Genomic DNA, 12633 nt, shown 5'->3' on the forward strand with positions numbered 1-12633 from the left:
AGGAGTGGAAACCATGGCCCCAGCTGCCATGACCTTTGCCTCATCACTTTCCGACGCCCAGCCCGTCTCCTTTTGGCTGGACGACCCCGCAAAGCCCGGCGCGCTGCCGGCGCTGACCGGCGACGAACACTGCGATCTCCTTGTCATCGGTGGCGGCTACAGCGGACTGTGGACCGCGCTGCTGGCCAAGGAGCGCGACCCCGGGCGGGATGTCGTACTGATCGAGGGGCACGAGGTGGGCTGGGCCGCCTCGGGCCGCAACGGCGGATTCTGCGCCGCCTCCCTCACCCACGGCCTCGGCAACGGACTCGCCCGCTGGCCCGGTGAGCTGGCGAAACTGGAGGAACTCGGCGGCCGGAACCTCGACGCCATCGAGGCGGCGGTCGCGGCCTACTCCATCGACTGCGACTTCGAGCGCACCGGCGAGATCGACGTCGCCACCGAGCCCCACCAGCTCGAGGAACTCCACGAGACGTACGAGGAGGCGAGCAGGCTCGGCTTCACCGGTCTCGAACTGCTCGACCAGGACGCGGTCCGCGCCGAGGTGAACTCCCCGACCTTCCTCGGCGGGCTGTGGGACCGGCGCGGGGTCGCCATGCTCCACCCGGCCCGGCTCGCCTGGGGCCTGAAGCAGGCCTGCCAGGACCTGGGCGTACGCATCTACGAGAACACCCGCGGCACGGAACTGGCCGCGTCCGGCGCCGGGACGGCGGTCCGCACGCCGTACGGCCGGGTCTTCGCCCGCAGCGTCGCGCTCGGCACGAATGTCTTCCCTTCGCTGGTACGGCGCGTACGCGCCTACACCGTCCCGGTCTACGACTATGCGCTGATGACCGAACCGCTCACCGCCGAGCAGCTCGCCGCCATCGGCTGGAAGCGACGGCAGGGCCTGGGCGACAGCGCCAATCAGTTCCACTACTTCCGGATCACTGCCGACCACCGCATTCTGTGGGGCGGCTATGACGCGATCTATCCGTACGGCGGCAGGGTCAGCCCCGAGATGGACCACCGGCCGGAGACCTATCTGAAACTCGCCTCCCACTTCTTCGACTGCTTCCCGCAGTTGGAGGGCGTGCGCTTCAGCCACGCCTGGGGCGGCGCGATCGACACCTGCTCACGGTTCTCCGCCTTCTTCGGCACCGCGCACGGTGGCAAGGTCGCCTATGCCGCCGGATACACGGGCCTGGGCGTCGGCGCGACCCGCTTCGGCGCGGAGGTGATGCTCGACCTGCTCTCCGGAGAGCAGACCGAGCGTACGGAGCTGGAGATGGTGCGCAAGAAGCCGCTGCCGTTCCCGCCCGAGCCCGTCGCCTGGGCCGGTATCGGCCTCACCAAGTGGGCGCTGGCCAGGGCCGATGCGAATGGCGGACGCCGCAATGTGTGGCTGAAGGCGATGGACAGGATCGGCCTCGGCTTCGACAGCTAGGGCGCCCGGAGGCAGTTGTGGACCGGCTTCCCGGTCGCCGCCGACACCACAGGGTTTTCCCCCTGCGGCCTGATGACCTGGTCGAACAACCGGGACCTCGTCAACCAGTGGCAGTTCTCGAGGAACTTCGCCGCGTGTTTCGCACACGCGGCCACCTCGAGCTGATCAGCAGCAGCATCCCGCACAGACACCAACTGCCCAGTACATCAAGGGGCCAGTGGTAGCCGCGCAGTACCAGGCCGATGCCCGTCGCCACCGTCAGCAGGACGGCGACGGGCATCAGCCGTACGGATACGAGCAGGGCCGCGCCGCAGTACGCCACCATCGCCGTCGCCGCGTGTCCCGACGGGTAGTAGCCGGTGTCGGCGGTCAGCGGCCCCACCCGGTCGACGACCGCTTTCAAAGGTGCGACCAGGGCCGGTACGAGCGCCATGGCGAGCGCGACGGCCAGGGCGTCACGGCGCCGGCCGCGCCATACGGCATAGGCGATCGCGGCCGCCAGAACAGGCAGTGCGACGGCCATATTGCCGAGATCGGCGAGGAACTCCGCGAGAGGGAGCGGTCCGTGGCCCGCCACCGCACGGCTTGCGCGCTCGTCCAGCGCGCGCAGCGGCCCGCCGGCAGCGACCTGCCAGGTGATCAGCGCGAAGACAAGGGCGCACAGCGCCGGAAAAAGAGAAGCCGGCCGCCTCGGAACCGGGGGGGTGGTTCCGAGAAGGCCGGCCGGACCGGTTTGCCGCGCGCCCCGGGGGGTTTGGGGCGGGCGGCCATCCGATCGGTGAGGAGTTCCGGAGCCAGAGGCTCCAGTGGTGTGCGCGAGGGCACGACCAGAACGGGGCTGGGGAGGCTCCGCCCTGGAGTCGCCCGCAGTCGCCTGCGAGCGGGGTGTTTCTCTCATCTGCAGGAACCGTACGGCAGGGTGCGAGGGGCCGACAGCCGGATCTCCATCCCGCCATCGGCCCCCCACAGCTTCTTCACAGGCCCCGACTACGGGACCCGGGTGTCCCCGGAACGCAGGGACAGCGCGTCACACGCCCGCGAGCGCCTGCTCGATGATGTCGAGCCCCTCGTTCAGCAGGTCCTCGCCGATGACCAGCGGGGGCAGGAAGCGCAGCACATTGCCGTACGTGCCGCAGGTGAGGATGAGCAGACCCTCGGCGTGGCAGGCCTTGGCGAGCGCGGCGGTCGCCTCCGGGTTCGGCGTCTTGGACACGGGGTCCTTGACCAGCTCGATCGCGATCATCGCGCCGCGGCCACGGATGTCGCCGATGATGTCGTACTTCTCCTGCATCGCGGCGAGGCGGCCCTTCATGACCTCCTCGATGCGCTTGGCCTTGCCGTTGAGGTCGAGCTCCTTCATCGTCTCGATGGAGCCGAGCGCGGCGGCGCAGGCCACCGGGTTGCCGCCGTAGGTGCCGCCGAGGCCGCCCGCGTGCGCGGCGTCCATGATCTCGGCGCGGCCGGTGACGGCGGCGAGCGGGAGGCCGCCGGCGATGCCCTTGGCGGTGGTGATCAGGTCGGGGACGACGCCCTCGTCCTCGGAGGCGAACCACTGGCCGGTCCGGCAGAACCCGGACTGGATCTCGTCCGCCACGAACACGATCCCGTTGTCCTTCGCGAACTTCGCGATGGCGGGCAGGAAGCCCTTGGCCGGCTCGATGAAGCCGCCCTCGCCGAGGACCGGCTCGATGATGATCGCGGCGACGTTGTCGGCGCCGACCTGCTTGGAGATCTGGTCGATGGCCTGGGCGGACGCCTCGGCGCCGCAGTTCTCCGGGCCGGTCGGCCAGCGGTAGCCGTAGGCGACCGGGACGCGGTAGACCTCAGGGGCGAACGGACCGAAGCCGTGCTTGTACGGCATGTTCTTGGCGGTCAGCGCCATCGTCAGGTTGGTACGCCCGTGGTAGCCGTGGTCGAACACCACGACCGCCTGCCGCTTGGTGTGGGCACGCGCGATCTTGACGGCGTTCTCGACGGCCTCCGCGCCGGAGTTGAAGAGCGCGGACTTCTTGGCGTGGTCGCCGGGGGTGAGCTCGGCGAGTTGCTCACAGACCTCGACGTACCCCTCGTAGGGCGTGACCATGAAACAGGTGTGGGTGAAGTCGGCGAGCTGCGCGGCGGCGCGGCGTACGACGGCCTCGGCGGAGGCGCCCACGGAGGTCACGGCGATGCCGGACCCGAAGTCGATGAGGCGGTTGCCGTCCACGTCCTCGATGACACCGCCGCCGGCGCGGGCGGTGAAGACGGGCAGGACGGACCCCACACCACCGGCGACCGTGGCGGTACGGCGGGCCTGCAGCTCGATCGACTTCGGGCCGGGGATGGCGGTGACGACGCGGCGCTCCTGCGGGATTGCGGTCATGAGGGGCTCCTGGGGGTGATCCGGACGCTACTTCTCTTTCTCCGCAGGCTAGGCGCGGGAACCGGACCCGGGCATGCTCCGTTCGGGAGTGTTGGAGGGTGTGTCGTTGTCCCCCGCGGACAAGGGCGCCGGGGGCCGGGTTCTGTCTGCCGGCCGGGGACGAACGGCGCACGCCGCACCCCGGGGGGCGCCGATCGCCGAACTGCCCCTGCAGGGGCACTAGATTGACGGGTGCACAGAGCGGGCCTGGCTGGTCAGGGGGCAGCGGTTCATGGAATCCGAAGGCACATTCGACGCACGGGGCGCGAGCGGTGCGCGCGGTATGCGCGGCAATCCTGTGCCGCGTCCCGCCGGGCCACCCCCGGCCGTGCCCCCCGCCGTCCCACCCGGCATCCCCGCGCTTCCCGGTCACGCCCCCATCACCCGGCCCGCCGTCGTCGACTGGCTGCGCACCCCCCGCCCGGCCGCCGCTCCCGGCATCTGGCGCATCGGCCACCGCGAGCGTCCCGAGGAGGAGCCCGAGCGCGTCCCCGCACGCCGTCTCTTCGCCGGCGCCCTTGTCGCACTGCTCAGCGGCTGGCTCCTGTGGTCCCTGCTCTGGAACGGCTACCTCGGCCGCTACTGGCTCTGGCCCCTCCTCGTCCTGACCCCGGACTCCTGGCGTTCCGACCCGCCCGCCTGGGCCACCGCCAGCTACGTCTACTACGCGATCATCGGCGGCGGACTGCTGGTGTTCTTCGCCCGCATCGGGCACGTCCCGGAGATCTGGCACCGCTACGTACGCCGTGCCGACAAGCCCGTCACCGCCCCTCCACCGCCTCCCGAGGCCGACCCCGCCGACTGGCCGGACCTGCGCTCCGCCGGTCTGCTGGAAGCCGCCGCGCAGCTCGCCGAGGCCACCCGCGCCGGGACGCTCGGCGATGTCGACTACGCCAGGATCAAGCGCGCCTGGCAGGGCGTGCACGCCAGGCCCGACCGGCTGGCCGCCTTCACCGACACCGTGCGCCGGCACGGCGCGGCCGCCTGCGCCCATCCCTCCGGCGTACGGGACCTGCCGGTCCGCAGCGCCACGCACGATCTGGCCACCGCACAGGTCAAGATCGGCACCGCCGTCGACGACCCCCGCAACCCCTACGCGCGGCGCACCACCGGCGTCGCCCTGGAGCCCGCGCTGCTCGGCACCTCGCTGGTGGCCGTCGGGCCCTCCGGGTCCGGCAAGAGCGTGCGGCTGGTGCGCCCCGTCGTCGAGTCGATGTGCCTGCTCGCGCTCGCCAACCGTGCCGCCGTCGTCGCCGTCACGGCGTACGGCACCGGACTCGCCCCCGACGACGCCTTCGACCTCGTCATCGCCGTCGGCCGCCCCGACTCCACCCATGACCTCGACCTCTACGGCGGCGCCGACGACCCCGACGAGGCCGCCCGGATGCTCGCCGAAGCCCTCGTCGGAGACCTCGCCGCCACTCTCCCCAGCGGTGACAGCAGGCGCGCCGCCACCGCGCTGGCCCAGCTGATCGGCCCGTATCAAAGCGTCCACGGCCACTTCCCTCCCGTACCGGAGCTGCGCGAACTGCTCGGCGGCGCACCCGCCGCAGTCGATGCGCTGCGCACCGCCCTGGACGCCTCGGACGACCCCGGCGCCGCCGCCCAGCTGCGTGAACTGGACGCCCGTGAGCGGCAGTCCGCCCGCGCCGACGACATCGGCGTACTGCTGTCCGAGCGGATCGCCTTCCTGGACCGGCCCGCGTTCGCGCAGTTCTTCCGTACCGACGGCGGCGGCCGGCAGTTCTCGCTGCGCGCCATCGAGCACCCGCTGCGGGTCCGTATCGACCTGCCCGAGCGCGGCCACGCCGAGGCCTCCCGGATCCTCGCCCGCCTGGTCCTCGCACAGTTCACCGAGGCCGCGCTCACCCGCTCCGACCAGTCGCTCTTCGCCTGTCTGGTCCTGGACGACGCGACGTACACCGTGACCGGCGACTCGGTGCGCGCGGTACAGCGGCTGCGGTCGGCCAACGCCGGGGTGGTGCTGGCGCTGCGCACCCTGGAGGACGTACCGGAGCCGCTGCGCGGCCCGCTGCTCGGCGCGGTCGGCTGCCGGATGGCGTTCGCCGGACTCGCCCCCTGGGACGGCGGCCGCTTCGCCGAGACGTGGGGCACCGAATGGGTGCAGACCCGGGACGTCACCAACCGGCAGATCATCTCCGACGAGCCGCTGACCAAGGCGCTGCACCTGATGCGCCGCCTGGTCACCGGAAAGGCCGCAACCGCCGAGGCGATCACGGTGCGCGAGGTCGAGCGTGCCCGCTGGTCCGCGTCCGACCTCGCACATGCCGTGCCCGCGGGGCACGCCGTGCTCTCGCTGACGACCGTACGGGGGGAGCACGCGCCGCCCCTGCTGGTGGATCTGCGGACCTGACCTGGCCCCGGCACTGCTACGCCCTGGCAGAATCGACGTATGCCGTTCATACGGGACGGCGAAATGCGCTGCACCTTTCTGCCCCTGCACCTCCAGCTCGAAGGGCCTACGGTCCCCATGCCGCCCACGCTTGCCTCGCTCGTCCAGCACTCGGCGCTCAAACTCACCGTGCGCGCCGGGGAGGACCGGCTGGAGACACCCGTGCGCTGGGCGCATGTCAGTGAGCTCGCCGACCCCGTTCCGTACATGGAGGGCGGCGAGCTGCTGCTCGTCACGGCGATGACCCTGGACGCCGAGGATCACGAGGCGATGCGCCGCTATGTGCGCAGGCTGGTGGGCGCCGGCGTCGTCGGGCTCGGCTTCGCCGTCGGCGTGTACTACGAGGACATCCCCGACGCGCTCGTCGACGCGGCGAAGGAGGAGGGGCTGCCGCTGCTCGCCGTCCCGCGCCGCACCCCCTTCCTCGCCATCAGCAAGGCGGTCTCGGCCGCGAACGCCGCCGACCAGTACCGGGCGGTGACGGCTGGCTTCGAGGCCCAGCGCGAGCTGACGCGCGCCGCCCTCGCCGAGGGCCCCGACGGTGTCGTCGCCCGCCTCGCCACGCACATCGACGGCTGGGCGGCGCTGTACGACGCCTCCGGCGCGGTCGTCGCCGCCGCGCCCGAGTGGGCGGCGCGGCGGGCTGCCAGGCTCACCGGCGACGTGGAGCGGCTGCGCGAGCGCCCGGCGCCCGCCAGCGCGGTGGTCGGCGACACGGACGACGACCGGGTCGAGCTGCAGTCACTGGGCACCGGGCGTCGCGTGAGGGGCGCGCTGGCAGTCGGCACGGGAGCGCCCCTGGGCACCGCCGAGCGGTACGCCGTGCACTCCGCCGTCGCCCTGCTGACGCTGTCCACGGAGCGTTCGCGCGCCCTCCAGGCGGCGGAGCAGCGGCTCGGCGCGGCGGTGCTGCGGATGCTTCTCTCCGGCCAGCAGGACCATGCGCGGGCGGTTGCCGGTGATCTGTACGGCGGCCTGCTGGACGCCCCCTTCCGGCTGCTGATCGCCGAATCCGCCGGAGAGCCGGATCCCGCGGCCGAGCATCCGCTCCAGGCGTTCGCCGAGTTGCTGGAATCGGCGGCCGCGCGGGCCGGCGAGGCGGTCCTGGCCGTACCGGACATCGACGACCGGCTGGTGGTGCTGGCCGCGGACGGCGGCGCGGTCGTCGCGGCCTGCGCGACGGCGTACGCGGACAAGGAGTCCGAGGACGCCGCGGTGGTCGTCGGGCTCTCGGCAACGACCGGGCCGATAGCCGCCGCAGGCGCCTACAAGCAGGCCGAGCAGGCCCTCTCGGTCGCCCGGCGCCGCGGTCGCGCCCTGGTCGAGCACGAGGAGCTGGCGTCCGGGTCGATCCTCCCGCTTCTCGCCGACGACGCGGTCCGCGCCTTCGCGGACGGGATGCTGCGCGCGCTGTACGAACACGACGCGACCGGCCGAGGCGACCTGGTCGCCTCGCTGCGGGCCTGGCTCTCGCGCCACGGCCAGTGGGACGCGGCCGCCGCCGACCTGGGCGTACACCGCCACACGCTGCGATACCGGATGCGCCGGGTGGAGGAGATCCTGGGCCGCTCGCTGGACGATCCGGACGTCCGGATGGAGCTGTGGCTGTCGCTGAAGACGACCTCGGCGCCGTCGACGGAGTAGCGGGCGCGGCGCGCGGGGCGCTGGTACGACGAAGTGGCGTGCGGCCCTCCCCGTACGCTCCACCCCGGACAAACGCGCAGACGCCGTCCCGGTCCTACGGTGGGGCGAGACACCCCCAACTACCTCGGAAGGGCCGGGACCCGAATCATGACTTCCACCCACGCCTTCTGGCTCGCCGGCCGCCAGGCCACCGGCGAGGCCACCTTCGACGTCACCTCCCCCTGGGACGGCCGGCTCGTCGGTCAGGTCTCCGTCCCGACCGAGGCCCAGATCGAGGAGGCCGTCGCCGCCGCGCACGCCGTGCGGGACGAGTTCGCGGCCACCCCGGCCCATGTGCGCGCCGCCGCCCTCGACCATGTCTCGCGCCGGCTCGTCGAGCGCACCGAGGAGATCGCCCAGCTGATCTCCGCCGAGAACGGCAAGCCGGTCAAGTGGGCCCGCGGTGAGGTCGGCCGTGCGGTCTCCGTCTTCCGCTTCGCGGCCGAGGAGGCCCGCCGCTTCAACGGCGGCGAGGCCCAGCGCCTCGACACCGACGCCGGCGGCCAGGGCCGGCTCGCGCTGACCCGCCGTTTCCCCAAGGGCACCGTCCTTGGCATCGCGCCGTTCAACTTCCCGCTGAACCTGTGCGCGCACAAGATCGCCCCGGCCCTCGCCGTCGGCGCGCCGATCATCCTCAAGCCCGCCCCGGCGACGCCGCTGTCCGGGCTGATCCTCGGTGAGCTGCTCGCCGAGACCGAGCTGCCCGCCGGTTCCTGGTCCGTGCTCCCGGTCCCGAACGACCGGATGCCCGCCCTCGTCCAGGACGAGCGGCTGCCGGTCATCTCCTTCACCGGCTCCGACAAGGTCGGCTACGCGATCATGGACTCGGTCCCGCGCAAGCACTGCACCCTGGAGCTGGGCGGCAACGGCGCGGCCGTCGTCCTCGCCGACTTCGCGAGCGAGAAGGACCTGGACTGGGCGGCGACCCGCATCGCCACCTTCTCCAACTACCAGGGCGGCCAGTCCTGCATCTCCGTGCAGCGCGTGATCGCCGACGCGTCGGTGTACGACCGCCTCCTGCCGAAGATCGTCGCGGCCGTCGAGACCCAGGTCACCGGCGACCCGTCCGACTCCGCCACCGACGTCGGCCCGCTGGTCAGCGAGGACGCCGCCAAGCGCGTGGAGTCCTGGGTGGAGGAGGCCGTGCAGGCCGGCGCGAAGCTGCTGGCCGGCGGCAAGCGCGACGGTGCCTCCTACGCGCCCACCGTCCTCGCCGACGTCCCGGCGGACACCACCCTCGCCTGCGAGGAGGTCTTCGGACCGGTCCTCACTGTCACCAGGGTCGACGGCGAGGCCGAGGCCTTCGCCGCTGTCAACGACTCCAAGTACGGCCTGCAGGCGGGCGTGTTCACGCACGATGTGCAGACCGCCTTCCGCGCCCACCGCGCACTCGAGGTCGGCGGCGTGATCGTCGGCGACGTCCCCTCGTACCGCGCGGACCAGATGCCGTACGGCGGCGCCAAGCAGTCCGGCGTCGGCCGCGAGGGCGTGCGGTACGCGATGGACGACTACACGTACGAGCGGGTGCTGGTCCTCACCGGACTGGCGCTGTAACGCGCGTACGCCCAGGACGACGGCCGGAGCCCACTGTGCGGGGGCTCCGGCCGTCCGTCGTGGCCCCCCGGGCGTGTCATCTGCTGTGCGCGCACTGGTGGAGAGGTCGGTAATCGGGTACTACGGACGAGTAGCAACTGTCGGCACGGCGCCCCGCGCCCCGGCCTACGCCCTGGAAGTCCCCGACTCGCGGCGAGGTGACCCTCATGTCCGCTCCACTCGAAAAGACCCAGCCTCCGAAGGTCAGTGAGCGCGAAGCACGACAGGTCGCCGAGGCCGCGCGCGAACAGAACTGGCGCAAGCCCAGTTTCGCCAAGGAGCTGTTCCTCGGCCGCTTCCGGCTCGATCTGATCCATCCGCATCCGATGCCGGCCGGCGAGGACAGCCGGCGGGGCGAGGAGTTTCTCTCGAAGCTGCGCGTCTTCTGCGAGACGAAGGTCGACGGCGCCCTCATCGAGCGCGAGGCGCGGATTCCCGACGAGGTGATCAATGGGCTCAAGGAGCTCGGCGCCCTCGGTATGAAGATCGACATCAAGTACGGCGGCCTCGGTCTCACCCAGGTGTACTACAACAAGGCGCTGGCTCTGGTCGGCTCGGCGAACCCGGCGCTGGGCGCGCTGCTCTCCGCCCACCAGTCGATCGGCGTCCCGCAGCCGCTGAAGCTCTTCGGCACGCAGGAGCAGAAGGACGCCTTCCTGCCGCGCCTGGCCCGCACCGACATCTCCGCCTTTCTGCTCACCGAACCCGACGTCGGCTCCGACCCCGCACGCCTGGCCACCTCGGCGATCCCGGACGGTGACTCGTACATCCTCGACGGCGTCAAGCTCTGGACGACGAACGGCGTGGTCGCCGACCTCCTCGTCGTCATGGCCCGCGTCCCCAAGTCGGACGGTCACAAGGGCGGCATCACGGCCTTCGTCGTCGAGGCGGCGAGCGAGGGCATCACCGTCGAGAACCGCAACGCCTTCATGGGCCTGCGCGGCCTCGAGAACGGCGTCACCCGCTTCCACCAGGTGCGCGTCCCCGCCGCGAACCGCATCGGCCCCGAGGGCGCGGGCCTCAAGATCGCCCTGACCACCCTCAACACCGGCCGCCTCTCCCTCCCCGCGATGTGCGTCGGCGCCGGCAAGTGGTGTCTGAAGATCGCCCGCGAATGGTCGACGGTGCGCGAGCAGTGGGGCAAGCCGGTCGCCCGGCACGAGGCCGTCGGCGCCAAGATCTCCTTCATCGCCGCCACCACCTTCGCCCTCGAGGCGGTCGTCGACCTCTCCTCGCAGATGGCCGACGAGGACCGCAACGATATCCGTATCGAGGCGGCGCTGGCCAAGCTGTACGGCTCCGAGATGGCCTGGCTGATGGCCGACGAACTGGTCCAGATCCGCGGCGGCCGCGGCTTCGAGACGGCGGACTCGCTGGCGGCCCGCGGCGAACGGGCCGTCCCGGCCGAGCAGATGCTGCGCGATCTGCGCATCAACCGCATCTTCGAGGGCTCGACCGAGATCATGCACCTCCTGATCGCCCGCGAGGCGGTCGACGCCCACCTCGCCGTGGCCGGCGACATCATCGACCCCGACAAGCCCCTGTCGGCCAAGGCCAAGGCGGGCGCGAACGCAGCGGCCTTCTACGCCCGCTGGCTCCCGAAACTGGTCACCGGACCGGGCCAGCTCCCGCGTACGTACGGTGAGTTCCACCCGCCCGGATATCCGGACCTCTCCTCGCACCTGCGCTACGTCGAGCGCTCGTCCCGCAAGCTGGCCCGCTCCACCTTCTACGCCATGTCCCGCTGGCAGGGCCGTATGGAGACCAAGCAGGGCTTCCTCGGCCGGATCGTCGACATCGGCGCGGAGCTCTTCGCGATGAGCGCGGCCTGCGTACGGGCCGAACTGCTGCGCACCTCCGAGGAGTACGGCCACGAGGCGTACCAACTGGCCGATGTCTTCTGCCGCCAGTCCCGTATCCGGGTCGAGGAACTCTTCACCCGCCTGTGGTCCAACACCGACGACCTCGACCACAAGGTGGTGAACGGCGTCCTGTTCGGTTCGTACACCTGGCTGGAACAGGGCATCGTCGACCCCAGCGGCGAAGGCCCCTGGATCGCCGACGCAAGCCCGGGCCCGGCCGAACGGGACAACGTGCACCGCCCGATCCGCTGAGGCGTACGGGGCGCGTCCACCCGCCCGCGGACGCGCCCCGCAAACGCACTTCTTGCAACCCAATGCCCCAACCCCGGGCCCCGTTCCCTCCCCGTGCCCCACAATCGGTCCCTCAGTGCGCGATCACGGGCAACACGGAATCGGGGCAGGGATGTTCGGGGCGGGGATGTTCGGGGCGCGGAATCAGGGCAGCCGGCAGCGGCGGCGTGGTGCGGTCACCGCGCTCGCCGTGCTCGCCGGGGCCGTGCTGAGCGGCGTCGCCGCGTGCGGCAGCGGCGACAGCGACGGCGACAGGAGTGGCAGCGACGAGACCGGCGGCAAGCCGTCCGCATCCGTCTCTGGGCCCGGGCGGGGGACCGAGTCCCTCACCGAGGCGCAGCTCAAGGCCGCCGCCTTCACCGACGGGGAGCGGATCGGCAGGTACACCGCCTCCGAGTCCGCCCTCGGCGCGCCCCTGGGGGAGGACTACACCGCCGACCCCGCCGTATGTCAGCCCCTCGTCAGCCTCGTCGAGGGCGCGACCGGCCACGATCCCGCCGCCGAGGTCCACCGCGAGGTCGATGTCGCCGACGAGATGATCGGGATCAGTGTGCTCGTACAGCTGCGCTCGTACGGGAGGGGCGAGGCCGCGGCCGTCATGAAGGAGCTGGCTGCCGCGGGCACCGAGTGTGCCGAGGGCTATGTCGAGGAGCGCGCCATCGCGAAGGCGAAGGTCCTCACGGTGGAGCCCGCCAAGGCGCCCGCCCTCGGCGACGAGGCGAAGGCGTACCGCTTCACCACCCTCGACGTGAAGGGGAAGCTGAAGCTCTACGAATACCTGACCGTCGTCCGGTCCGGTTCGACCACGCTCTCCTTCCGTGCCGACTACCTCGGCACCAAGGACATCGGGGCAGTGCCCGAGGAGGTCATCACGGCGCAGTGGGAGAAGTTCCGGACGGGCCACAAGTCCGGCGCATAGGGGACGCACTGTCCGGACGGACAGGAGGAGCGGCCACAATGGGGG

General features: G+C 71.8%; 8 protein-coding genes. 6 read left to right on the forward strand and 2 right to left on the reverse strand.

The features are described 5' to 3' along the window. Nucleotides 1-13: 13 nt before the first annotated feature. Entirely contained in the window at nt 14-1426 is a 1413-nt protein-coding gene (locus tag OG883_RS07330; RefSeq protein ID WP_266536577.1) for an FAD-binding oxidoreductase, read from the forward strand. Nucleotides 1427-1526: 100 nt separating this feature from the next. Here the strand turns inward: OG883_RS07330 and OG883_RS07335 are convergent, their stop codons facing one another. Both OG883_RS07335 and gabT read right to left on the reverse strand, forming a co-directional pair. Continuing rightward, entirely contained in the window at nt 1527-2324 is a 798-nt protein-coding gene (locus tag OG883_RS07335; protein ID WP_266536578.1) for a phosphatase PAP2 family protein, read from the reverse strand. 129 nt (nt 2325-2453) lie between these two features. Next, nucleotides 2454-3788: a 4-aminobutyrate--2-oxoglutarate transaminase gene (gene gabT, locus OG883_RS07340; protein ID WP_266536580.1), complete on the reverse strand. Its 1335-nt coding sequence runs from the start codon at nt 3786-3788 to the stop codon at nt 2454-2456. A 271-nt stretch (nt 3789-4059) separates the two neighbouring features. On the opposite strand from gabT, the gene OG883_RS07345 reads away from it, so the two are divergent. The 5 genes from OG883_RS07345 to OG883_RS07365 all read left to right on the forward strand — a co-directional run bounded on the left by OG883_RS07345 (nt 4060) and on the right by OG883_RS07365 (nt 12588). Continuing rightward, nucleotides 4060-6201: an ATP-binding protein gene (locus OG883_RS07345; RefSeq protein WP_266536582.1), complete on the forward strand. Its 2142-nt coding sequence runs from the start codon at nt 4060-4062 to the stop codon at nt 6199-6201. A 117-nt stretch (nt 6202-6318) separates the two neighbouring features. Beyond that, nucleotides 6319-7884, forward strand: coding sequence for a PucR family transcriptional regulator (locus OG883_RS07350; RefSeq protein ID WP_266541329.1), 1566 nt, complete (start codon nt 6319-6321; stop codon nt 7882-7884). Nucleotides 7885-8031: 147 nt separating this feature from the next. Further along, nucleotides 8032-9477 carry an aldehyde dehydrogenase family protein gene (locus OG883_RS07355; RefSeq protein WP_266536585.1) on the forward strand — a complete coding sequence of 482 codons (1446 nt, stop codon included), beginning with the start codon at nt 8032-8034 and terminating at the stop codon, nt 9475-9477. Nucleotides 9478-9683: 206 nt separating this feature from the next. After that, nucleotides 9684-11630, forward strand: a complete 1947-nt coding sequence (locus tag OG883_RS07360) for an acyl-CoA dehydrogenase family protein (protein WP_266536588.1) — start codon at nt 9684-9686, stop codon at nt 11628-11630. A gap of 151 nt (nt 11631-11781) precedes the next feature. After that, a complete protein-coding gene (locus OG883_RS07365) occupies nt 11782-12588 on the forward strand; it encodes a hypothetical protein (RefSeq protein ID WP_266536590.1) in 807 nt (268 codons plus the stop codon). Nucleotides 12589-12633 lie beyond the last annotated feature (45 nt).

The organism is Streptomyces sp. NBC_01142, assembly GCF_026341125.1.
GTDB lineage: Bacteria > Actinomycetota > Actinomycetes > Streptomycetales > Streptomycetaceae > Streptomyces.

Excerpts from the sequence above, each read along its gene's own strand:
- OG883_RS07330 (WP_266536577.1), top strand. The coding sequence starts at position 14 with ATGGCCCCAGCTGCCATGACCTTTGCCTCATCACTTTCCGACGCCCAG.
- OG883_RS07335 (WP_266536578.1), bottom strand. The coding sequence starts at position 2,324 with ATGAGAGAAACACCCCGCTCGCAGGCGACTGCGGGCGACTCCAGGGCG.
- gabT (WP_266536580.1), bottom strand. The coding sequence starts at position 3,788 with ATGACCGCAATCCCGCAGGAGCGCCGCGTCGTCACCGCCATCCCCGGC.
- OG883_RS07345 (WP_266536582.1), top strand. The coding sequence starts at position 4,060 with ATGGAATCCGAAGGCACATTCGACGCACGGGGCGCGAGCGGTGCGCGC.
- OG883_RS07350 (WP_266541329.1), top strand. The coding sequence starts at position 6,319 with ATGCCGCCCACGCTTGCCTCGCTCGTCCAGCACTCGGCGCTCAAACTC.
- OG883_RS07355 (WP_266536585.1), top strand. The coding sequence starts at position 8,032 with ATGACTTCCACCCACGCCTTCTGGCTCGCCGGCCGCCAGGCCACCGGC.
- OG883_RS07360 (WP_266536588.1), top strand. The coding sequence starts at position 9,684 with ATGTCCGCTCCACTCGAAAAGACCCAGCCTCCGAAGGTCAGTGAGCGC.
- OG883_RS07365 (WP_266536590.1), top strand. The coding sequence starts at position 11,782 with ATGTTCGGGGCGGGGATGTTCGGGGCGCGGAATCAGGGCAGCCGGCAG.